This window comes from Microbacterium sp. NPDC056057 (assembly GCF_042266945.1).
GTDB lineage: Bacteria > Actinomycetota > Actinomycetes > Actinomycetales > Microbacteriaceae > Microbacterium > Microbacterium trichothecenolyticum_C.
This window is the reverse complement of record NZ_JBHJWS010000004.1, coordinates 181,316-202,216: the sequence shown is the minus strand read 5'-3', so window position 1 is coordinate 202,216 and position 20,901 is coordinate 181,316. Positions and strand designations below refer to the sequence as shown.

Genomic DNA, 20,901 nt, shown 5'->3' with positions numbered 1-20,901 from the left:
GACGCTACGAAAGAGGGCGGCGAGGACGCCGTCACGCCGGAAGCAGGTAGCCGTGGGCGCGTCTCTCCCACATCGCGCACCGGCCCCCGATCGCACAGGCGCGGGGGTCCGCATCGTCGTGGACGCGCTCGACGGGGATCCCGGCGACGCGCAGGCGCTCGATCACGCGGTGGCCGAACTCGTCCGTCGCACCCGATTCCCGGTCGCCTTCGGCGGACTCGCGCTCGGCGACGCGATCCACGTCACGTCCATCCACGGTGCCCGCACCCGCAACCTCCAGGGGCTCATCGTGGAGGCCTCTCGCGGTCTCGGCGGGCGGGCGCTCGTCGAGAAGCGTCCGCGGCTTGCGCTGGACTACGGCTCGTCACGCAGCATCACGCACGACTATGACCGCGCCGTCCTCGGTGAGGGCATCGCGACACTGTTCGCCGTCCCCGTCATGGTGGGCGGGCGTGCCCGCGGCGTCATCTATTGCGGATCGTGGGCCGCATCCCCCGTCGGCGACGTCGTCGCCCGCCCGGCCTTCGCGGTCGCGGAGGAGCTGTCGAGCGAGCTGCGCATCCGCGACGAAGTTCAACGGCGACTGACCCTCTCTCCCCCGCGCTCCGCACCGGTCGCCATGCCGGCGACCACGCGCGAGGAACTGCGCGAGACGTACGCCGAGCTGCGCAGCATCGCGGCGATCATCGACGACCCCGCCCTGCGCGCGCGCCTGGACCGCCTCGAGCAGAAGCTGGCCGCGCTCTCGCACGACGCATCGGAGCCGTCGGTCGAGCTCGACGTCCGGTTGTCGCCGCGCGAGATCGACGTGCTCGCCTGCGCGGCTCTCGGCTCGACGAATGCCGAGATCGCGGCGACCCTCGACCTCAAAGAAGGCACGGTCAAGTCGTATCTGCAGTCCGCGATGGCGAAGCTGGATGCCTCGACCCGGCACGCCGCGGTCGTCACCGCCCGTCGCGCCGGCATCCTTCCCTGACCTCCGCCGGCGGACGCCGCGGGCACGGGATCCGGCGTATCGCCGCCCGCGACCATTCCGGACAGTCGAGTCCGAATTTCCCTCGACCCCGAAATTCTCCTCGTGGGACGGCTGTTATCCACCGCCACGGAATTCATCAATAGGCTGCCGCGACAATTCAGCGTATTGTTCCCTCATGGCCCGCAGAATCGTTCACCAGCTCGTCGACGACATCGACGGAACCCTCTTGGAAGCCGGCGAAGGCGAGACCGTGCTGTTCTCGCTCGACGGCGTCGCATACGAGATCGACCTCACCGACGAGAATGCCGCCGCACTGCGCGGCGCTCTCGAGCGCTACACGAAGGCAGCACGCGCCGTCTCGTCCGCCCGCGCGACCTCGAGCGCCGCGTCTGCCGGCCGCAAGCGTCGCCGCAGCGGACAGCAGGATTACAGCGGCGTCCGCGAATGGGCGAAGCAGAACGGCTATCAGGTGTCCGAGCGGGGCCGGGTTCCGGCATCCGTCCTCGAAGCCTACGAAGCGGCGCACTGACGCACGGCGCCTCGCGGCCTTCATCGACGATTCGTCGCCGCTTTCACGAGCGTGAGAGCTGGAAGAGAATCTCGTCGACTTTCTCTTTGGCGTCGCCGAAGAGCATCTGCGCGTTGTCGCGGTAGAACAGTGGATTCTGGACGCCCGCGTATCCGGATGCCATCGAGCGCTTGAACACGATGACGTTGTCGGCCTCCCACACACGGAGCACCGGCATTCCGGCGATCGGGCTGGACGGATCCTCCGCGGCGGCGGGATTGACGGTGTCATTCGCGCCGATCACCAGCACGACATCGACGCCCGACAGGTCGTCGTTGATCTCGTCCATCTCGAGCACGATGTCGTACGGCACCTTCGCCTCGGCGAGCAGCACGTTCATGTGGCCGGGCAGGCGGCCGGCGACCGGGTGGATGCCGAACCGCACGTCGACCCCGCGCTCGCGCAGCTTCTGCACGAGGTCGGCGACGCCGTGCTGGGCCTGCGCGACGGCCATGCCGTAGCCGGGCGTGATGACGACGGTGGAGGCGCCCGCGAGCAGGTCGGCGGCGGCCTCGGCGTCGATCTCGCGATGTTCGCCGTACTCCTCGTCGCCGCCCTTCGGTGCCTCGATGCCGAACCCGCCGGCGATCACCGAGAGGAACGACCGGTTCATCGCCTTGCACATGATGTAGCTGAGGTACGCACCCGACGAGCCGACGAGCGCACCCGTGACGATGAGCAGGTCGTTGTTGAGCAGGAAGCCCGCGGCGGCAGCCGCCCATCCCGAGTAGCTGTTGAGCATCGACACGACGACGGGCATGTCGCCGCCGCCGATCGACGCCACCAGGTGCCAGCCGAGAGCCAGAGCGAGCAGGGTCACCGCGACGAGGAGCCACAGCTCCGGGGTGATCACGTACCAGACCGTGAGGGCGATGAACGCGACCAGCGCTCCGATGTTGAGCGCGTTCTTGCCCGGCAGCATGAGCGGCTTGGACGAGATGCGCGCCGACAGCTTGAGGAACGCGACGATCGACCCGGTGAATGTCACCCCGCCGATGAAGACGCCGATGAAGACCTCAGCGTGGTGGATGTCGGCGAGCGCCCCAGTCAGCCCGGTGTCGTACAGCGCGCCGTTCCAGCCGACGAGCACCGCGGCGAGACCTACGAACGAGTGCAGCAGCGCGATGAGCTCCGGCATCCCCGTCATCTGAACGATCCGCGCGCGCCACAACCCGATCGCGGCGCCGACGAGTACGGCGACGACGAGCAACGTCAGCCCGAGCGCGCCGGACGGCTGATCCCACGCGCCCGCCGCCACCAGGACGACCGTCGCGATGAGCGCGATCGCCATGCCGACGATGCCGAACACCACCCCACGACGGCTGGTCTCGTGCTTGCTGAGCCCTGCGAGGCTGAGGATGAACAGCAGCGCCGCGACGATGTACGCGGCGCCTGCGACCTGGCCGGCGACCGCGATCATCGGGTCTCACCCTTCTGGAACATCGCGAGCATGCGCCGCGTGACGGCGAAGCCGCCGAAGATGTTGATCGACGCCAGCAGCACCGCGACCGCGGCGAGGACCTGCACCGTGAGATCGGGAACCGTGATCTGCACCATCGCGCCGACCACGATGATGCCCGAGATCGCGTTCGTGACGCTCATCAGCGGCGTATGCAGCGCGTGCGCGACGTGGCCGATGACGTAGAACCCCACGACGATCGCCAGTGTCAGCACCAGGAAGTGCTGCGGCAGTGGCGGCGGCGCGAACGCGCAGATCGCGAACAGCGCGGCGATGCCGGCGACGATGAGGCCGGTGCGGGTGCCGGCCGACATCGTCTTCTTCGGCGCCACGACCGCCGGGGCGGCGGCCGCTGCCTTCGCCGGGGCGGCCGACACATGCACGGGCGGCGGCGGCCAGGTGACCGCGCCGTCCTGCACGACGGTGACCGTGCGCTGCACGACGTCGTCGAAGTCCAGGGTGAGCTCGCCGTCCTTGCCGGGGGTGAGCAGCTTCAGCAGGTTGACGAGGTTGGTCGCGAACAGCTGCGACGCCTGCTGCGGCAGCCGGCCGGGCAGGTCGGTGTACCCGAGGATCACCACACCGTTGTCGGTCACGACCTTCTCGCCGGCGACCGAGCCCTCGACGTTGCCGCCTTGACCTGCCGCCATGTCGACGATGACGCTGCCCGAGCGCATCGAGGCCACATCCGCCGCCGTGATCAGGCGCGGCGCCGGACGACCCGGGATGAGCGCCGTCGTGATGATGATGTCGACGTCGGCCGCCTGCTCGGAGTAGATCTCGGCCGCGCGCTTGTCGTACGCCTCGCTGGTCGCCTTCGCGTACCCGTCGGACGAGATCTGCTTCGCCTCCTCGGGCACGACGACCTCGAGGTACTGACCGCCGATCGACGCGACCTGGTCGGCGACCTCCGGCCGCGGGTCGGTGGCCCGCACGATCGCGCCCAGGCTGGAGGCCGCGCCGATGGCGGCAAGCCCGGCCACGCCGGCGCCGGCGACGAGCACCTTCGCCGGCGGCACCTTGCCCGCCGCCGTCACCTGCCCGGTGAAGAACCGCCCGAACTCGTGCGCCGCCTCGACAACCGCGCGGTACCCGGCGATGTTCGCCATCGAGCTGAGCACGTCCATCGACTGGGCGCGAGAGATGCGCGGCACCGCGTCCAGTGCGATCGCGGTGATCCCCCGCGTCGCGAGCGCTTCGACGAGATCCGGCCGCAGCGCCGGACTCAGCGTCGCGACGATCGTCGCCCCGTCCGCGAGCCGGTCGATCTCGGCCGGCGTCGGCGCGTTGACCTTCAGCACCACGGGCGCTGACCAGGCCGTCGCACCGTCGACGACGGCCGCGCCGGCCTTCGCGTACGCGGCGTCGGGGAAGGACGAGGCGGCCCCGGCCCCGGATTCGACGACGACGTCGTAGCCCAGGGCGATGAGTTTCGGGACGGTGGTCGGGGTCGCGGCCACCCGGGTCTCTCCGGGCGCTTCGGCGACGATGCCAATGCGGGTCATGCGTTCCTCTGGGTCGGGTGCGACAGCCTCGACTGCGGCGACAGGGAGGTCCGCGAGACCTCCTTCGGTGCTCGCGGCGACGCCTCCACCATGTCAGACCGCGCCGCAGATACACCGTGCATTGCGCCCCGACACGATGACAAGAATCACAGAATTTGCTCCCCGCGCACCACATTCCCGCTTCTTCCGCCGCGCGCTCCGGTCTGGCCGAACGCACATGCGCGCGCCAGGCGGTTCATAGCGCACGGCGAAGGTCGTCGTAAGTCGGACTCATATCCATGGAGGCATGGACAAGAAGAGCAGCGCGACCCAGGGCCCCCGCAAGCGTCGGGTCCGAAACGCCGTCATCGCCTCCGGTCTCGTCGTCGCCCTCTCGGGCGGCGCCGGGGCCGTCTGGGCGACAGACCGGTTCCTCGTCGAGCATGTCGAGATCGCCGACGTGTCGGAGTACGAGGCGCAGAACTCCACGGTCGACTCCACGGCGGATTCGACGACGGATGCCGCAACCGGCGCGACCGTGACCGACACGTCCTACTCGGACGGCGCCACGTCGATCGCGATCTCGACCATCACCGAGGGCTCGGGCTCCGACACCGTGACCTACTACGTCGCCGAAGTGACCCTGTCGGACGCGACCGCGCTGCAGAGCGCCTTCGCGAAGGACCAGTTCGGCGAGAACATCACCGAGCTCACCAGCCAGATCGCTGCGGACAACGACGCGATCTTCGCGATCAACGGCGACTACTACGGGTTCCGCGACACCGGCATCGTGATCCGCAACGGCGTGGTCTTCCGCGACGAGCCCGCCCGTCAGGGGCTCGTCTTCTACACGGACGGCCGCGTCGAGGTGTACGACGAGACGACCACGACGGCCGACGAACTGCTGGCCGACGGCGCGTGGAACACCCTGAGCTTCGGCCCCGCGATCGTCGAGGACGGCGCCGTCGTCGACGGCATCGAGACGACGGAGATCGACACGAACTTCGGCAACCACTCCATCCAGGGCGACCAGCCGCGCACCGCCGTCGGCGTGATCGACGAGAACCACCTCGTGTTCGTCGTCGTCGACGGACGCCAGTCCGGGTACAGCGCCGGCGTCACCCTCACCGAGCTCGCCGACATCATGATCGACCTCGGCGCCACCACCGCGTACAACCTCGACGGCGGCGGCTCGTCGACGATGTACTTCGACGGGGAGGTGGTCAACTCGCCCTCGAACGGCGGCGAGCGCGGCACGAGCGACATCCTCTACATCGCCGACGCCTCCGACGCCGACACGGAGTGACGCCGTGATCGTCCTCATCCCGGCCTACGAGCCGGGTTCGCGCCTCGAACCGGTCGTCGCCGGATTGTTCGCCGCCGACCCTGACGTCGAGGTGGTCGTCGTGGACGACGGGAGCGGTCCGGCGTTCGCGCCGATCTTCGCCGGCGTCGAGGCACAGGGTGCAACGGTGCTGCACCATGAGGCGAACCGCGGCAAGGCGGCCGCGCTGCGCACCGGTTTCGACCACGCGATGGCTGCGCATCCCGGTGACGACGTCGTCACCGCCGATGCGGACGGGCAGCACACGGTGCACGACATCCACCGAGTCTCCGTCGCCCTCCGAGAGGACGCGACCGACGGCGCCCCGACGCTCATCCTCGGCTGCCGGGCGTTCACGGGGCGGGTTCCGCTGCGATCGCGTGCGGGAAATGCAGTGGCCCGCGGAGTGTTCCGGCTCGCTGCCGGGTGGACGCTGAGCGACACGCAGACGGGGCTGCGCGGCATCCCATCGGAACGGCTCGCGTGGGTGCGCGACCAGCCGGGCGAGCGCTTCGCGTACGAGCAGAACGTGCTGCTGCGCTGCCGGCGCGATGGGGTGGCGACGCGCGAGGTGCCGATCGAGACCGTGTACCTCGACGGCAACGCGTCCAGTCACTTCCGCCCGATCGTGGATTCGCTCCGCATCATGCTTCCGCTGCTGCTCTTCGCGGGGTCGTCGCTGCTGGCGTTCGCCGTCGACACCGTGATGCTCCTCGTGCTCCACGCGCTCACCGGCCTGCTCGTGCCGTCCATCGTGGCGGCGCGCGTCGTGAGTGCATCCGTCAACTTCGCCGTCAACCGACGCGTGGTCTTCCGCGCCGGTTCGACCGGCTCACCCTCCGAACGCGGACGGATGCTGCGGCAGGCCGCCCGCTACGCCGTGCTGGCCGTCGCGCTCCTGGCCTCGAACATCGTGTGGCTCGATGCGCTCACGCGCTACGGCGTCCCGCTCGTCCTGGCCAAGGTCGCCACCGAGGCGGTGCTGTTCGTGACGAGCTACGGCGTGCAGCGGACCTTCGTGTTCGGCGCACAGCAGCCCCGTGCCGAACTCGTAAGCCGGCCTGACGCCCGCCATAGGAACCCCATAGCGACCGCGGCTCGAATGGATCACAGCGAACACCCCATCGGGAGGAACCCATGACCACCAGCGCGCTGATCCTGATCGGCATCGACCTGGCTGCCGCCCTCGTGCTGAGCCTCGGCCTGTACTACCGCCGGCACCACCGCCGCGACCTCGTCGTCGCGTTCCTGGGGGTGAACGTCGGGGTGATGGTCGTCGCTGCCGTCCTCGGCACCGCCGAGGTCGCCCTGGGGCTCGGGCTCGGCCTGTTCGGCGTGCTGTCGATCATCCGGCTGCGCTCGTCCGAGATCTCGCAACGCGAGGTGGCGTACTACTTCGCGGCGCTCGCGATCGGTCTCGTCACCGGACTCCCCCAGACCGATCCATGGCCCGTCGCGGCGCTCGTCGTCCTGATCCTCGCGGTGCTGTGGGGCGCCGACCACCCGGCGCTGCTCTCGCGGTCGCGCCACCAGGTCGTTCGCCTCGACCGCGCCATCGCCGACGAGCGCGAGCTGCGCGCCGAACTCGAAGAGCGTCTCGGCGGCACCGTGGCGTCGACCACCGTCCAGGAGCTCGACCTCGTGAACGACACGACGCTGGTCGACGTCCGCTACCGGATCCCGCGGGTGGCCGCGAGCCGAGCCACCGCGGCGAGCGCGCCCGAGATGCAGGGAGCGGCGCGATGACCGCCTTCGACCGGTTCGACCCCGTGTCGCTCGACGCGCTCGTGGCCGAGGCATCCCTCCTCACCCGCGTCGACAGGAAGTACGTCGTGCCGCGCGCGGGCCTCGACCCGGTGCTCGCCGCGCTCGACCCCGGCACCCGCGTGCTCGAGATCGACGGCGCGCGCGACTTCGCCTACGAGTCCGTCTACTTCGACACCCCCGACCTGCTGAGCTTCCGCATGGCCGCGCAGCCACGACGACGACGCTTCAAGCTGCGCACACGCAGCTACCTCGATACGGGCACGTCGTACCTCGAGATCAAGACGCGCGGGGCACGCGGCACGACCGTCAAGGACCGCGACGAGTATGACCCGCGGCACCGCGACCGGCTCACCGACGACGCCCGTGACGATGTGGCGGACGCGTTCGCGGCGATCGGGGTCGCCTCCGACCGGGCCGACGAACTCGACGCGACGCTGCTGACGCGCTACCGCCGAGCCACGCTGCTCGCCCGCGACGGAGCGGGCCGCGCCACCGTCGACACCGCGCTCGAGTGGATCGAGCCCGACGGGCAGGGCTTCGCCCTTCCCGGCCTCGCCATCGTCGAGACGAAGTCCGGCGCCCGGCCGTCCGATGTGGACCGCGCGCTGTGGCGGGCCGGTCACCGGCCCGCCACGGTGAGCAAGTACGCCACCGGACTCGCGGCGCTTCACCCGGCCCTCCCCCGCAACCGGTGGGCGCGGCTGCTGCGCGGCCCGTTCGATTCCTCGCACCGCACCGCGCCCACGACCCACCCGACCATCGCCACCCCCAAGGAGGACGCATCATGCCCCGCCAGCCCCAACCCCGTCGCCGCCTGATCCTCGCGGCCGCGCCTCTGGCCGTCGCCGCGCTGGTGCTCGCCGGGTGCGCGACGCAGACCGCCGCATCGACGAACACCGGGACCACCGACGACACGACCACCGAGACCGCGGCCGTCGTCGACTCCGACCTCAGCGCGGCGGCCGTGCTCGCCGCGAACGCCGACGTCACGGTCGTGAAGGACGACGAGTGGAGCGAGACGGATGCTGCGGGCATCACGCTCTCGGGCAGCACCGCGTCGAGCGACTCCGAGGCCGTGACCGTCGACGGCTCCACAGTCACCATCACGGAGGCGGGCGTGTTCCGGCTCTCCGGTTCGCTCGACGGCCAGGTGGTGGTCGCCGCACCCGAGGACGCGCAGGTCGTGCTGATCCTCGACGACGCCGAGATCGCGGCATCCGACTCCCCCGCCATCACCGTGACGAGCGCGGATGACGTCGCCATCTCGCTGGCGGCCGGCAGCGAGAACAGCGTCTCGGACGCGTCGTCGTACGCCGACGGCGCCGACGCGAACGCCGCGATCTACGCCGACGCCGACCTCACGATCTCGGGCTCCGGCGCGCTCTCGGTGTCGGGCAACGGCAACGACGGCATCACGAGTACGGACGACCTGGTCATCCTGTCGGGCGAGATCACCGTCGACGCGGCCGACGACGCGCTGCGCGGCAAGGATTCGCTCACCGTCGAAGGCGGCGCGCTCGAACTCACCGCCGGCGGCGACGCCCTCAAGAGCGACCAGGCCGACGACGCCACGCAGGGCTTCGTCGCGATCACCGGCGGCGCCGTGACGGCTGCGAGCGGCGACGACGGCATCGCCGCGGCGACGGATGCCGTCGTCACCGGCGGGACGGTGTCGCTGGCGGCGGGAACGGATGCCTCCACCGCGGACGACTCCCCCAAGGGAGTGACCGCGGGTGTCGTCGTCGCGATCGATGGCGGCGACATCACCATCGAGGCGGCGGACGACGCCGTCCACTCCGACGGATCGGTCGGCGTCCGCGGCGGAACCGTCACCGTGTCTGCGGGCGACGACGGCATCCACGCCGAACAGCGCCTCGAGATCCGCGACGGCGTCGTGACGGTCACGGAGTCCTCCGAGGGCCTCGAGGCGACGGACGTCGCGATCTCGGGCGGCACGGTCGACATCACGTCGAGCGACGACGGCGTGAACGGCGCCGGCGGAACCGCATCCGACACGCAGGGCGGCGGCATGGGCGGCGGTGGCGAGCAGGACACCGGCGAGACCATCACGATCTCCGGCGGCAGCGTGCGCGTGGCCGCGGTCGGCGACGGCCTCGACTCGAACGGCACGATCTCGATCACCGGTGGCACCACGGTCGTCAGCGGTCCGAGCTCGGCCGGCGGCCAGGGCGCGCTCGATTCCAACGGCGCGATCACGATCGACGGCGGCGAGGTGTTCGTCGCAGGATCCGTGCTCGTGGCGCCGACCGGTTCGCAGCAGTGGGTCGCCGCGACCGCCAGCGGGTCGGCGGGCGACACCGTGGAGGTGATGGATGCCTCGGGCACTGTGATCGCGAGCTTCGAGGCGGACCAGAGCTTCGGCGCCGTCTTCTACAGCGGCCCGGGGGTCGCCGACGGCGGGTCGTTCACGATCGCCGTGAACGGGGTGACGGCGGCGACGGTGTCGGAGGGGGTCAACGTGTCCGGCGGAGGCATGGGCGGCGGCGGCGGCGGTCGCCGCCCCTGATCCGCGGTTCGGTCGCCGCACGCGCCTGTTGCGGGCGGCGGCCGAACGTGGGAAGTCCCTCCGAATGCGGGCGGCACGGCGCGGAAAGGTTGCATCCCGCGGTCGATCTCGGAATCGTGGCCGGTCCGGAACCGCAAACGGAAAGGAAAGCATGCTTACGCTGACCCAGACCGCCGCCGAGGCCGTCGAAGAACTCGTCGCCCGGGTGCCCCTTGCTGAAGAGGGCGGTGTGCGAATCCGCGACACCGGGGGCTCGGAAGGATTCGAGCTGAGTGTCGCTCCTGCTCCGGCGCCGGCCGACACGGTCGTCACCGAGGGAGGCGCCCGTGTCTTCCTCGACGAGGGGGCCGCGGCCGCCCTCGACGACCGGGTGCTGGACGCCGAGCTGTCGAACGACGGAGCGGTTCGCTTCGCCCTCGGAACCCAGGGCTGATCGCAGCGCCTCGGGCCCCGGCATCCGTTATCGGATGTCGGGGCCTTCGCGTCTCCGCGTGGTCGTCATGCCGTGGCGAGCTGGACGTTGGGCAGTTCGCTGCCGTAGTGCGCACGCATGCCCGTCTTGCGCTCGAGGTCGTCGATGACGGCCGAGGCGAAGTCGATGCCGTACAGCGCAGCACAGGATCCGAGGCCGCCGGGCGAGAACACGTTGACCTCCATCAGCTTGTCACCCGCGATGTCGAGCCCGACGAGGAACATGCCGTCCGTGAGGAGCTTCGGGCGTACGGCGTCCACGAGGCCCAGCATCTGGTCGGTGACCTTCGCCGGCTCCGCCTTGCCACCTGCCGACATGTTGGACCGCACCTCCGCCTCGTTCGGCCGCCGGCGGAACGCGGCGTGCACCCCGTCGATCTCGAGAGGGCGGCCGTTCATGACGAACATCCGCACGTCGCCTTCCTTGGCAGCGGGCAGATACTCCTGGGCCACGACATAGCCGTCCCGGGCGATCGCCTCGACGATCTGCGCGATGTTGCGCTCCCGCTTCAGGTCGACCAGGAACACGCCCGAACCGCCCGAACCCTGCAGGGGCTTCAGCACGGCCCGCCCACCGAGCTCGTCGATGAACTCCCGCACCCGGTCTTCGTCGCGCGTGATCAGCGTGCGCGGGCGCACCACCTCGGGGAACTGCTGGAAGTACGCCTTCGACATGGCGTCCGCCAGGGAGCGCGGATCGTTGACGACGAGGACGCCGGCCTCCGCGGCCATCCGTCCGAACGCCAGCCCAGCCGTGCTCGCCCACGCCGTGTCCGCGGCTTCGGCCGCCGGATCGGCGCGGAGCATGAGCACATCGAAGTCGTCGAGCTCGGTGCGCGCCCTGGTCGCGGACTGCACGTCTTCGAGGTAGCGGTCGAGGGACCGGTACCGCTTGCCCTGGGACGCGGTCGCGGTGATCGCTGAGAGCGATCCGTCGGGTTCGTAGCCGAAGTCCCGAAGACCCATGACATGCACGTCGTGCCCGCGTGCGGCTGCGCTCATCGCGAGGCGCGTGGTCGAGTAGATGGGCTGTTCCGTGGCGATGTCGTTGACGACGAAACCGATTTTCATCTGGGCTCCTCGGGGGTGTGAAGGGCGTGGGCCGGTGAAGCCTGTGCGCGGTTCATGGGGATGGGTCTGATCGTCGCGCGGAGCCTATGCATTGACCAGCGAGACCAGGTCGTCGGCACGGGCGGCGTCGTGGATCCTGTCCGCGGTCGCCGCCTCCGAGAGATAGCGCGGCGTAAGGCGAGCGGGCGTGAGGAGCCCGCGGTCTGCGAGGTCCTGCACGAGGGGCAGGTCCTCGAGCGAGAACTTGCCGAGGAAGAGAAGGTCGAGCGCACCGCCGTGCGCCACGTGCTCCAGGAGCGCCAGCAGCCCGCGCAGATAGATGGCGTCCTTGGTGAACCCGCCGGCGCGGTACACCCGCATGGCGACACTGTAGGCGCTGCCCGCAGGCAGGCCGTGGCCGGTGAGCAGTCGGTGCGTCTCAACGAAGCTCGCGCCGCCGACCAGCGCGTGCACGGCCACCACCCGCGCCGCGAGCTGGCGCAGCCGAGAAGCCGTGAGCCCGCCGCACGCGATCTCTGCGAGGACCGCGAGGCCCTCCTGCGTCTCGTCGTAATGAGCGAGCCCGGCGCCGAGCATGCGGATGGGCTGTGCCAGGCCGTTGACCTGTGTCACGAGGTGCGTGCCCACTTCGTGCTGCAGCAGGGCATTGACGCGGGGACCGGCCACCGCCGCGTTCTGCGAGATGAGGAGCGTGTTGCCCTCGACCAGCACGCCCGAGACGTCGTCGCGGATCTCGGCGTGAAGCTCCGCGTCCGGGTCGATCGACCGGTAGTGGGCGATCTCCGCCTTCGCGGCCGCGAGAAAGGCCTCTGCTCCCACCGAGTCCTGCTCGAGCTTCCCGTGCGGGAGCCGGCTGAGCAGATCGTCCGCGGTGTCCACGAGCGCCGGCAGCACCGGCCCGTACTGCGCGATCGACAGCTGCAGGAACTCGGGTGTGTTGCGCGCGCGCAGCATCTCCACCCGCAGCGTCATCTCGCGCTGCCGGTTGCGCAGCAGCGCTGAAAGGGTGGCATCGGTGACGGTGTCGAGCGGGAGTGCGGCCACCTGAGCATCGAGCACTTCGGGGTCGACGTCCAGGCTCCGGTACTCGAAGACCGGGTCGACTTCGCGGTCGGCGAGGAACTCCGCACGGATATCATCCGCGTTCACCGGCGTCATCTCGAGGAGGAATCGCACCGTCCCGGCGAGCGACGACATCGCGTGGTCCGCCGCCAGGTCGGCGGCCGAGAACGCGCCCTTCTCGATGACGTCGGTCTCGGGCCCGCCGGCGTCGTGGACATGCGTCGGGTCGGTCGTCACGGTGTCGCCACCTCTAGAAGCGCCTCTTCGAGGGACGGAATGGTGGATGCCACGGCCCGGGCGAGTTCGTCGATTCGAGCGTGATCCGCCTCGCCGGTCCACTCGTCCATGAACGTCTTCTTGAACTCCAGCGCGAGCACGGCGGCCCTGCCCGGATAGCGAGCGTGAGTCCAGGCGGCGAGCTGCTGGCCGCGGAAACGCACGTTCTCACGCACGTCGAGCGGCCCCGCGGACGTCCCCGCCTGCGTGAGCGACTCGATGAAGGCGTCCGCCACGGATCCGAAGAGGTCTCTATCGAGGGATCCCGTACCGACGTTGACTTCGGGATTCTCGGCCCATGGGGCCTCAGGCGCGTCCGCCCCGTCGCGGCGGTGATTGTAGGAGTGGATGTCGAACACCACGAACGGGCCGCGTTCGGCGACGACGTCAAGTCGGCGACCGAGCTCCCCGTAGAACGCGTCGTACACCTCGAGCGATCCTGCGACGACATCCCGGTCGAGGGGCGGATCCCGGACGACCTCCAGCCCCCACGCCTCCTCCGCCGAACGGTAGACGGCCTTCTCGCGCGAGCGGTTCAGGTCGACCTCGAAGCGCGACCGATGCACCACGACGCGGGCCGGGACGAGTGCGCCGATCTCGTCGGTGTGCGGGTCTTCCTCCCGCAGCCGATCCTCGTCGGGCAGCACCAGCTCGGCCACGACCTCCGGCCGGACGTCATGCCCGTTGTGGATCGCCGTAGCGATGAACTGCCCGCTCCAATCGCCCAGGAATTCGAACGCGGGGCGCTCCGTAGTGACCATCAGCCCATTGTTTTCCCGGGCGGAGAAGGGCCTCAAGGGCTTGACAGGGCCCAAGAGCCCCCGTATCTCGCGCGCCATCGGAGTCGAGGCCGGTACACGGCACAACCCTCGCGGCTGGGTAGACTCGTCGGGCCAGCCTCTGTAGCTCAATGGAAGAGCAGTTCCGTCCTAAGGAAACGGTTGGGGGTTCGAGTCCCTCCAGGGGCATCTCCATTCTTTTATTGTTTTGCCCTGGGGTTTTTTCTTCGGCGCATAGTGTCCCGAACGGCGATTTGCCCACACACTTTCGGCGGATCGAGCCGGAGCGAGGCGGGCGCGGCGTCACAGCCAGGTCGTCGACCCACTGGCGCGCACCCGACACCGCGGTGTCGGGTGCTTCGTAGACCGCCCAGACGTTCGAGCCGGCGAAGAGGGTGTCCTCGGCCGCTCCGGCGTCCCACGCGGCGACGACCCGTCGGCCGAGAACCCCATCGAGGCGGTTACTCGCTCTGGCCGCACGGGTCATCTTGGACGTGTTGTCGCCATCAACGGGCGGGTGGTTGACCCGGCGCTCACCCGCTCACGAGGCGCGCTCACTTGGCAGTGACGTTGAGCTTCACCGCCTCCGTGACGAGGATCTTGATCGCGGCGTCATCGACCGGGCTTGCTTCGGTGAAGTCGATGGCTCGGACGACCTTGCTGTCTAGTCGCGTGTTGAACAGGTCGTTGGGAGCCATTCGGGCGCCCTTGCTGAACGTCAACCGCACCGTGTTCTTGAGCACGTCGATGAAGCACACGTCTCCGTCGTGGGTCCAGAACGCCACCCCCTCCGGCTTGGACGGCTTCTTGTACTTGACCACCTCGACAGCATCAGGATCGGCAGCCCTGATCGCGGCCCGCAGCGCGCCCAGCGTCTCCCGCTTCCAGCCGTCCTGCTGCGCGATGATGTCATCGATCTGTTCCGAATCCGACTTATCACTCATTCGCGAATACTCGCGAACACATCCACGGAAATCAATCACTGAGACCGGCTGCTGCGCATCGGACAGCGACGAGTCCCAGCCCGGAGCAACCCGCCCCTCGCACGCACACGGCTGACGGTCGTACGCTGACCGCGTGAGCGAGGGACCCGAAGTCGACATCCGCGGCGGGCGTCGCGCGCACTGGCTCGAGCTGGTCTTCGACCTCGTCATGGTCGGCTACATCGGGCAGGTCGCGCACTTCTTGCACGGCGACCCCGGGTGGACGCAGGTGCTGGTGTTCTTCGCCCTGTTCGCGCCGGCGTGGTGGGCCTGGGTGAACATGACCCTGACCCTGAACCTCTTCGGAGCCCACGTCACCCCGGTCGTCTGGGCCGCCGTCACGGTGGCGATGATCGCCATCGGGATCATGGCGGCCGCGGTTCCGGAGGCGCTCGGCGAGCGCGCCTGGGTCTTCGCGGTCGGCAACGCGCTCATCCGCCTCGTGTGGATGCTGCCGTGGATCGCGAAGCGGCGCACCATCGGCGTGCCGCTCTGGCGTCCGATCGCCTTCAGCGCGCTGCCGGCAACGCTCTGGCTCATCTCCGTGGCCGTGGCCCCGCCGGCCCGATTCGTGCTGTGGGCGGTGGCGATCGCGGTCGAGGTCGGGCTGCTGGCGTTCCTCGGGAGTCAGACCGCCTGGTTGCAGCGCACCCTGGACGTCGACCACCTGCTGGAGCGCGTCAGCCTGCTGGTCGTGATCGTGTTCGGGGAGTCGATCCTCGCGACCATCGCCCAACTCGACGAGCACTGGAGGCTCGCGTCGTTGGGGACGGCGATCCTGGCGTTCATCGCGATCTCACTGCTGGCCTGGGTGTTCTTCCATTACGCCTCCGGCTCGGCTGAGGCCGGTCTGCACAGGCTGCAGACCGCCGGCCGCATCGGTGCGCTGCGAGACGCGGTGATGTATCTGCCGTTCGTGCTGATCGCCGGTATCGCGTTGTTCGCCGCCGGCCTCGGAACCGCCGTCGCCGAGGGCGGACACACGCTGCCGGCCGGAGGCGCCGCCTGCATCGCGGGCGGAATCGCGCTGTTCTACCTGGCGAGCGTCGTGGAGTCGCTTCGCTACGGGGTGCGCTGGCGCGACGTCGTGCTGTGGGGGCTGCCCGGCGTCGCCTTGCCGTGGGTGCTCGTCCCCCTCTCCGCCGCGGTGACCGCTGCAGCGGTGGTTGCCGCTGTCGTCCTGCTCATCGTGGTGATGATCGGTCTCGCCGAACTGAACCGGCGTCGCATGCGGGCGGCCCGAGCGAGCAGCCTCGTGGGGTGATCAGGACGAATGGATGCCGCGGGCCTGGGCCCCGAGGCATCCATGACACGCTCTCAACGGGCTATACCGCCAAGAGCGCCGCCATCTGGGCCCGCGGCATGGGGCGTGCGAACAGGTAGCCTTGGCCGCGGTCGCATCCCATCGTCTTGACCTTCTCGAGCTGCTGCGGGGTCTCGATGCCCTCCGCGACGACGCGGATGCCGGCCTCGTGGGCGACGGCGATCGCGGCACCCATCGTGCGTTCAGCCGCAGGGGAATCGTCGATCACGAGAGCGCGGTCGATCTTCAGCTCGGTGGCGTGAAGCCGCTTCAGCTGCGTGAGGGAGGCTTGTCCGGCGCCGTAGTCATCGATCGCGATGCCCAGTCCCAACGCTCTCAGCCCATCGAGCCGTGCGACGACCGCCGACACGTTGCCGATCCGGCGCCCCTCGGTGATCTCGAGCGTGAGTCGCCGCGCGGGACGGCTGATCCTCTCGACGAGCTGCCCGAGCCACGTGGCGAAGGCAGAATCCTGCAGCTGTGCGGGTGACACGTTGACCGAGACGTCGATGCCCCATTTGGCCATCACGGCGATCGCCTGCGTGGCCATGAAGCGGCCGATCTCCGCGATCATCCCGTCTTCTTCGGCGACCGGGATGAACTCATTGGGTCCGACGAGCCCCCACTCCGCATGATTCCACCGGCAGAGCGCCTCGACGGCGACCACCCGATTGCTCACCAGGTCGATCTGCGGCTGGAACCACGCGGTGATCTCCGAGCGCTCGAGCGCATGCGTCAGCGCTCTCGATATCTCACTTCTCACAGCCACGGCTTCTCGCTTCGGTGCTGGCCGGTCCCCCCGACCCCTGCTCCCCGTCGGCAATTCTCGCATCGGCGGCAGTTCGAAACGGCGTCTTGACGCCTGCCGACGTGTCGGGTATCCGGTGGGTGGCTCCTACGCTCTCGGGCAGCGTCGTGGTCGACCTGCGGCGAGTGCCGCGAAAGCACGGCCGCGATGTGGTGCGCTGTCGCCGGTTCATGAGAGGTTCGGTGACATGCTGCACGAGGATGACCGCGATCTGATGCGAGCCGTTTCCGTCTACCTGCACCGTGTCAACGAGCTGTCGGCGCGCGAGACCGTCCTCGCTCGCACTCCGCTCGGCGACCTCATCAGCGAGCATCTGGCGACGGATGCCGAACGCGTCTCCGTCGTGCAGGAGCAGATCTCGGATCACCGCCTGGTCGACGCCGACATCGCGTTGGAAGCCTTGTCCGCCGAAGGCGACGGCCGTCTCATCGGCGTCACCGGCGGTGATCAGCGCCACCACCAGGGGTTGTCCGAGTTCGTCAGCAACGGCCACGTCCGCTACGACGTCGGACCGGTCGACTACGCCGAACGTGCGACCGGACCGGACTCGAGCAGACGCGTCGTCTCACTCGGACTCCGCCTTCTGCGCTTCGAAGGCGCCCCGATCGCACTGGCTCAGCGCGCGGCCGCGCCCCAGTACGGCCGGCAGACCGCTCTCGTGGAGGTCATGGCCGCCGATGCCGCGCTCGTCACCCGATTCCTGGAGGCGCTCCGACGCACGATGGTGGAGCTCAGCGTGCTCCGCGGCCAGGTGCTGTCGTTCCAGCACACCGAGTACGGGCGCGAGGCCGGCGCCACGTTCGTGGCACGTCCCTCCGTCGCCGCGGAAGACATCGTGCTCCCCGACGGCGTGCTCCCAGAGATCGTCCAGCACGTCGTGACGATCGGCACGCACCGCGACGCGCTGCGAGGCGCGGGCCAGCATCTCAAGCGCGGCGTTCTGCTGTACGGACCGCCGGGAACCGGCAAGACGCTCACCGTCCGTCACCTGCTCAGCGCGACACCCGAGACGACCGCTGTGGTGCTGACCGGGTCCAGCATCCGGTTCGTCAGTGCCGCGGCTGAGATCGCCCGCACGTTCCAGCCCGCGATCGTGGTGCTCGAAGACATCGATCTCGTCGCGATGGAACGGCACGCCTCTCCTCAGCCGCTGCTGTTCGAGGTGCTCGACGCGTTGGACGGTCTCGACGGCGATGCCGATGTGGCCTTCATCATGACGACGAACCGCGTCGAAGCGCTCGAGCGGGCACTCGCCGAGCGCCCCGGACGCGTCGACCTCGCGGTCGAGGTGCCGCTTCCCGCCCTCGCTGAGCGGCGCCGGCTGTTCCGCCGCTACGCCCACAACCTGCCGTACAGCGACGCAGCATTGGACGCCGCTGCCGAGCGAGCCGAGGGCACCACCGGATCGTTCGCGAAGGAGCTGATGCGGCGCACCGTTCTCCGCGCGGCCCAGGACGAGCGCGAACCCCACGACGACGACCTGGCCGCCGAACTCACGCGCCTGATGGACTCTCGGGCGCAGCTGACCCGGACGATGCTCGGCTCCGCGACGGACGGGTCGTCGCCTGGTCCCCTTCACGATCACCAGACGGCGAGCTTCGGGTGGATCGCGGGCTCGTGACCGCCGGTGGCGACGACCGACGCACCGTGGTCGCGGTTCGACGTGCTGTGATGGACGGGTGACCACGCCCGAGAACGCCCTCTCGCTCACCATCGACGGAACCCCCGACTTCGGCAGTGAGGTGCTCAAGTCGCTGTACCGCATCACGGGACGCTCCACCGTCGAGCTGCGACGCGCGATCCGCGACGGCGAGCCCGTCTATACGGCGGGGCTGTTCGGCAACGATCACATCCAGGTCGTTCCTCGCCTCGAGAAGACCGCCGACTACCTCGACAGCCTGGGGATCCCGTTCATGGTCCACGAGTGGGTCGCCGGAGAGCGCGAGCAGATCTCGATCGACGTCATGCGGCAGATCATCCAGTCCGCCGACGGCGGATTCCACTGACGCTCGCCAGATCGCGCAGAGTCCTGCGTGTGGCTCGGGGAGCGTCTGAGATGACGCGCTAGGGTGGCAGCAGGCCGGGTTCCGCACCTTTCGGTCGCGTCGCACAGGCATCCCCAGTGCCGAGCCCTCCCCCAAGGGCGCGTGACGCGCGCGGACAGGCTGAGGTCCCTCGGACGCTACAGGCTCTAGCTGCAACGTCCGAGGGACCGTCCTTGCGCGGGGGGAGCGCAGGGGAAATCAGCGGCCCAGCCCCAGAGATCCCCAGTCCGGACGCCCGCGCTGTGATCAGTTCCCAGGATCACGGCAAGCAGTCCGTCGCCTCACCATAGCGCGTACACGGTGCGGGGGACAGCACCGAGCGACGTCATTTCGCAACGCGCGTTCACGCTCGCGGTCTCCCGCGGTTCCACACGGATGCACTACTGTGCACGTCACACGGACACACGCCGGAGAGGAGCGGGATGACTGCGACACCCGCGCCCGGCGCCGCCTCGAAGACCCCTTCCCGCTATCGCGGCATCGGGATCGTCCTCATCGGAATGAGCGGCGCGATCTGGTGGCCCGCATTCACGCTCGGGGCGTGGCACACTCCGTTCTTCGACCAGCTCCTGACCGTGTGGGTGGTCGCGACGGCCGGTTTCGTCGTGGTGCTGATCCAGCCGGCGCGGCCCCGCGTGAAGGCAGGCCGCGCCATCGCGCTCGCCATCCCGTCGCTGTGGCTCGTGCTGTCGTTCACCAGCGCCCCCGCCGCGGACGATCTCTGGGGCAACCTGTTCGATGTGCTCGCGGTCGTCGTCGGACTCGTCGGGATCCCGTTCACGCTGTGGGTGGTCGTGCGCACCGTGTGGCCCGACGTGATCGCCGACTATCCGCCGCGCGTCCGGCTCGGCATCTTCGCCATCGTCGCCGCCATCGCCGTCGCCTCATTCGTCCTGGGTCTCAACCAGAGCCGGTTCCTCACGTGCGAGGACTTCACGCTCAGCGGCAACTCCGAGCCGCCCGGCTGCGTGCATGCCGACGACTCCCCCACCCCCTGACGTTCACGTCCGGCGGCTAGGCGAGTCGCATCGTGGCCTGGGGTCCCGCGGCGAGCGCGGCGGCGGTGCGGACGATCGTCTGCTCCATCACCTCGACGGCCGCCGTCGGCGAGATGTCGGCGACGCGGGCGATGCTGATGGTGCGCGTCAGTGTCGGATCGGAAAGGCGCACCGACCGGAGCCCCGAGCGCTCGATGAGCACCATCGCGGGCACGATCGCGACACCGATCCCCCGCTCGACGAAGCGCAGCACGGCGTCCATCTCCGCACCCTCGATCACCGTGTACGGTGAAAGCCCCGCCGCCGCGAACGCCGCGTCGGTCGTCGCCCGAAGGTCGTACGTCGAGCTGAACGCCACCTGCGGCAGGCCGGCCACCTCGCCGAGACCGATGCTCTCTCGCGCGGTGAGCGGTGGTGCGCCGGCCGAAGAGATGACGACCAGCTCCTCGACGAGGAGCGGCGCGACGCTGAATCGCTCCGGGGACGCCGCACCCGACGTCGTGATCAACGCGAGGTCGAGCTCACCGCCGGCGAGATGATCCAGCAGACCGCGCGAACCGCTCTCCGTGATGTGCAGCTCGATCCCCGGATGCGCGGCGTGGAACACGCTCAGCACCTCGGCGACGAGGCTGATGCACAGGGTCGGGGTCGCACCCAGGCGCACCCGCCCGCGCTGGAGGCCCGCCAGCTCGTCGAGTTCACGGCGAACGGATGCTGCGTCCGCCAGCATCCGCCGCGCGAGGGGCAGCAGCGACTCCCCCGCGACGGTCAGGGTGCTGCCCGCTCGTGCACGGTGGAACAGCTCGGCGCCCAGACTCTGCTCGAGCGTCGAGATCTGACGGCTGAGCGACGGCTGCGCGAGGTGGAGCTCCTCGGCCGCGCGCGTGAAATTGCCGAGCTGAGCCACCGTGACGAAGGCGCGGAGCTGCTCGAGATTCATGAATATAGCGTATCGCTATCGATATGACAATGAATATGCATTGGAGTAATCGAAGAGAAC

The 20,901-nt window shown here is 69.5% G+C and carries 20 protein-coding genes and 1 tRNA gene; 13 read left to right on the top strand and 8 right to left on the bottom strand.

Annotated features, from left to right (window positions below; all coding sequences use genetic code 11):
- Nucleotides 1–112: 112 nt before the first annotated feature.
- Nucleotides 113–976 carry a LuxR C-terminal-related transcriptional regulator gene (locus ACFC1K_RS17325; RefSeq protein WP_310292310.1) on the top strand — a complete coding sequence of 288 codons (864 nt, stop codon included), beginning with the start codon at nt 113–115 and terminating at the stop codon, nt 974–976.
- 175 nt (nt 977–1,151) lie between these two features.
- Complete coding sequence (locus ACFC1K_RS17320) at nt 1,152–1,505, top strand: Lsr2 family protein (protein WP_310292251.1); 354 nt, start codon at nt 1,152–1,154, stop codon at nt 1,503–1,505.
- Between the two features lie 43 nt (nt 1,506–1,548).
- On the opposite strand, the gene pntB is transcribed toward ACFC1K_RS17320, so the two are convergent.
- Both pntB and ACFC1K_RS17310 read right to left on the bottom strand, forming a co-directional pair.
- Nucleotides 1,549–2,964 (bottom strand): Re/Si-specific NAD(P)(+) transhydrogenase subunit beta, encoded by a 1,416-nt coding sequence (gene pntB / locus ACFC1K_RS17315; protein WP_375872552.1) that lies wholly within the window; start codon nt 2,962–2,964, stop codon nt 1,549–1,551.
- On the bottom strand, nt 2,961–4,508 hold the full coding sequence (locus ACFC1K_RS17310) for a Re/Si-specific NAD(P)(+) transhydrogenase subunit alpha (RefSeq protein ID WP_375872551.1): 1,548 nt from the start codon (nt 4,506–4,508) through the stop codon (nt 2,961–2,963). Before ACFC1K_RS17310 ends, pntB begins: the two co-directional genes overlap by 4 nt.
- 286 nt (nt 4,509–4,794) lie before the next feature.
- Between ACFC1K_RS17310 and ACFC1K_RS17305 the strand changes: the two genes are divergently transcribed.
- The 6 genes from ACFC1K_RS17305 to ACFC1K_RS17280 all read left to right on the top strand — a co-directional run bounded on the left by ACFC1K_RS17305 (nt 4,795) and on the right by ACFC1K_RS17280 (nt 10,538).
- Nucleotides 4,795–5,793 (top strand): phosphodiester glycosidase family protein, encoded by a 999-nt coding sequence (locus ACFC1K_RS17305; protein WP_375872550.1) that lies wholly within the window; start codon nt 4,795–4,797, stop codon nt 5,791–5,793.
- Nucleotides 5,794–5,797: 4 nt separating this feature from the next.
- A complete protein-coding gene (locus ACFC1K_RS17300) occupies nt 5,798–6,952 on the top strand; it encodes a glycosyltransferase (protein ID WP_375872549.1) in 1,155 nt (384 codons plus the stop codon).
- Nucleotides 6,949–7,557, top strand: coding sequence for a DUF4956 domain-containing protein (locus ACFC1K_RS17295; protein ID WP_375872548.1), 609 nt, complete (start codon nt 6,949–6,951; stop codon nt 7,555–7,557). The genes ACFC1K_RS17300 and ACFC1K_RS17295 overlap by 4 nt, the downstream gene beginning before the upstream one ends.
- Nucleotides 7,554–8,396: a polyphosphate polymerase domain-containing protein gene (locus ACFC1K_RS17290; protein ID WP_375872547.1), complete on the top strand. Its 843-nt coding sequence runs from the start codon at nt 7,554–7,556 to the stop codon at nt 8,394–8,396. Before ACFC1K_RS17295 ends, ACFC1K_RS17290 begins: the two co-directional genes overlap by 4 nt.
- Nucleotides 8,363–10,105 (top strand): carbohydrate-binding domain-containing protein, encoded by a 1,743-nt coding sequence (locus tag ACFC1K_RS17285; protein ID WP_375872546.1) that lies wholly within the window; start codon nt 8,363–8,365, stop codon nt 10,103–10,105. The genes ACFC1K_RS17290 and ACFC1K_RS17285 overlap by 34 nt, the downstream gene beginning before the upstream one ends.
- Before the next feature lie 151 nt (nt 10,106–10,256).
- Nucleotides 10,257–10,538: a Fe-S cluster assembly protein HesB gene (locus tag ACFC1K_RS17280; RefSeq protein ID WP_310292269.1), complete on the top strand. Its 282-nt coding sequence runs from the start codon at nt 10,257–10,259 to the stop codon at nt 10,536–10,538.
- 65 nt (nt 10,539–10,603) lie between these two features.
- On the opposite strand, the gene ACFC1K_RS17275 is transcribed toward ACFC1K_RS17280, so the two are convergent.
- The 3 genes from ACFC1K_RS17275 to ACFC1K_RS17265 all read right to left on the bottom strand — a co-directional run bounded on the left by ACFC1K_RS17275 (nt 10,604) and on the right by ACFC1K_RS17265 (nt 13,746).
- On the bottom strand, nt 10,604–11,647 hold the full coding sequence (locus ACFC1K_RS17275) for a glutathione synthetase (RefSeq protein WP_375872545.1): 1,044 nt from the start codon (nt 11,645–11,647) through the stop codon (nt 10,604–10,606).
- Nucleotides 11,648–11,731: 84 nt separating this feature from the next.
- Complete coding sequence (locus tag ACFC1K_RS17270; RefSeq protein ID WP_375872544.1) at nt 11,732–12,946, bottom strand: tyrosine/phenylalanine carboxypeptidase domain-containing protein; 1,215 nt, start codon at nt 12,944–12,946, stop codon at nt 11,732–11,734.
- The gene (locus tag ACFC1K_RS17265) at nt 12,943–13,746 is read right to left on the bottom strand and encodes an N-formylglutamate amidohydrolase (protein WP_375872543.1); all 804 of its coding nucleotides are present in this window, start codon (nt 13,744–13,746) and stop codon (nt 12,943–12,945) included. Before ACFC1K_RS17265 ends, ACFC1K_RS17270 begins: the two co-directional genes overlap by 4 nt.
- Nucleotides 13,747–13,881: 135 nt before the next feature.
- Between ACFC1K_RS17265 and ACFC1K_RS17260 the strand changes: the two genes are divergently transcribed.
- Nucleotides 13,882–13,953: transfer RNA gene (locus ACFC1K_RS17260), tRNA-Arg, on the top strand.
- A 365-nt stretch (nt 13,954–14,318) separates the two neighbouring features.
- On the opposite strand, the gene ACFC1K_RS17255 is transcribed toward ACFC1K_RS17260, so the two are convergent.
- Nucleotides 14,319–14,708 carry a DUF1801 domain-containing protein gene (locus tag ACFC1K_RS17255; protein WP_375872542.1) on the bottom strand — a complete coding sequence of 130 codons (390 nt, stop codon included), beginning with the start codon at nt 14,706–14,708 and terminating at the stop codon, nt 14,319–14,321.
- A gap of 133 nt (nt 14,709–14,841) precedes the next feature.
- Between ACFC1K_RS17255 and ACFC1K_RS17250 the strand changes: the two genes are divergently transcribed.
- Nucleotides 14,842–16,011, top strand: coding sequence for a low temperature requirement protein A (locus ACFC1K_RS17250; RefSeq protein ID WP_375872541.1), 1,170 nt, complete (start codon nt 14,842–14,844; stop codon nt 16,009–16,011).
- A gap of 61 nt (nt 16,012–16,072) precedes the next feature.
- On the opposite strand, the gene ACFC1K_RS17245 is transcribed toward ACFC1K_RS17250, so the two are convergent.
- Nucleotides 16,073–16,813 (bottom strand): EAL domain-containing protein, encoded by a 741-nt coding sequence (locus tag ACFC1K_RS17245; RefSeq protein ID WP_375872540.1) that lies wholly within the window; start codon nt 16,811–16,813, stop codon nt 16,073–16,075.
- Between the two features lie 232 nt (nt 16,814–17,045).
- Between ACFC1K_RS17245 and ACFC1K_RS17240 the strand changes: the two genes are divergently transcribed.
- The 3 genes from ACFC1K_RS17240 (at nt 17,046) to ACFC1K_RS17230 (ending at nt 19,901) form a co-directional block, all read left to right on the top strand.
- Entirely contained in the window at nt 17,046–18,479 is a 1,434-nt protein-coding gene (locus ACFC1K_RS17240; RefSeq protein ID WP_375872539.1) for an AAA family ATPase, read from the top strand.
- A 58-nt stretch (nt 18,480–18,537) separates the two neighbouring features.
- Nucleotides 18,538–18,864: a hypothetical protein gene (locus ACFC1K_RS17235; RefSeq protein ID WP_375872538.1), complete on the top strand. Its 327-nt coding sequence runs from the start codon at nt 18,538–18,540 to the stop codon at nt 18,862–18,864.
- Nucleotides 18,865–19,325: 461 nt separating this feature from the next.
- On the top strand, nt 19,326–19,901 hold the full coding sequence (locus tag ACFC1K_RS17230; RefSeq protein ID WP_375872537.1) for a hypothetical protein: 576 nt from the start codon (nt 19,326–19,328) through the stop codon (nt 19,899–19,901).
- 16 nt (nt 19,902–19,917) lie between these two features.
- On the opposite strand, the gene ACFC1K_RS17225 is transcribed toward ACFC1K_RS17230, so the two are convergent.
- Nucleotides 19,918–20,841, bottom strand: coding sequence for a LysR family transcriptional regulator (locus ACFC1K_RS17225; protein ID WP_375872536.1), 924 nt, complete (start codon nt 20,839–20,841; stop codon nt 19,918–19,920).
- Nucleotides 20,842–20,901 lie beyond the last annotated feature (60 nt).

What these genes read in the sequence shown, in the direction of transcription:
- ACFC1K_RS17320 (WP_310292251.1), top strand. Translation starts at nt 1,152, where the DNA reads ATGGCCCGCAGAATCGTTCACCAGCTCGTCGACGACATCGACGGAACC.
- ACFC1K_RS17295 (WP_375872548.1), top strand. Translation starts at nt 6,949, where the DNA reads ATGACCACCAGCGCGCTGATCCTGATCGGCATCGACCTGGCTGCCGCC.
- ACFC1K_RS17285 (WP_375872546.1), top strand. Translation starts at nt 8,363, where the DNA reads ATGCCCCGCCAGCCCCAACCCCGTCGCCGCCTGATCCTCGCGGCCGCG.
- ACFC1K_RS17255 (WP_375872542.1), bottom strand. Translation starts at nt 14,708, where the DNA reads ATGAGTGATAAGTCGGATTCGGAACAGATCGATGACATCATCGCGCAG.
- ACFC1K_RS17310 (WP_375872551.1), bottom strand. Translation starts at nt 4,508, where the DNA reads ATGACCCGCATTGGCATCGTCGCCGAAGCGCCCGGAGAGACCCGGGTG.
- ACFC1K_RS17265 (WP_375872543.1), bottom strand. Translation starts at nt 13,746, where the DNA reads ATGGTCACTACGGAGCGCCCCGCGTTCGAATTCCTGGGCGATTGGAGC.
- ACFC1K_RS17275 (WP_375872545.1), bottom strand. Translation starts at nt 11,647, where the DNA reads ATGAAAATCGGTTTCGTCGTCAACGACATCGCCACGGAACAGCCCATC.
- ACFC1K_RS17290 (WP_375872547.1), top strand. Translation starts at nt 7,554, where the DNA reads ATGACCGCCTTCGACCGGTTCGACCCCGTGTCGCTCGACGCGCTCGTG.
- ACFC1K_RS17240 (WP_375872539.1), top strand. Translation starts at nt 17,046, where the DNA reads ATGCTGCACGAGGATGACCGCGATCTGATGCGAGCCGTTTCCGTCTAC.
- pntB (WP_375872552.1), bottom strand. Translation starts at nt 2,964, where the DNA reads ATGATCGCGGTCGCCGGCCAGGTCGCAGGCGCCGCGTACATCGTCGCG.
- ACFC1K_RS17230 (WP_375872537.1), top strand. Translation starts at nt 19,326, where the DNA reads ATGACTGCGACACCCGCGCCCGGCGCCGCCTCGAAGACCCCTTCCCGC.
- ACFC1K_RS17305 (WP_375872550.1), top strand. Translation starts at nt 4,795, where the DNA reads ATGGACAAGAAGAGCAGCGCGACCCAGGGCCCCCGCAAGCGTCGGGTC.
- ACFC1K_RS17225 (WP_375872536.1), bottom strand. Translation starts at nt 20,841, where the DNA reads ATGAATCTCGAGCAGCTCCGCGCCTTCGTCACGGTGGCTCAGCTCGGC.
- ACFC1K_RS17280 (WP_310292269.1), top strand. Translation starts at nt 10,257, where the DNA reads ATGCTTACGCTGACCCAGACCGCCGCCGAGGCCGTCGAAGAACTCGTC.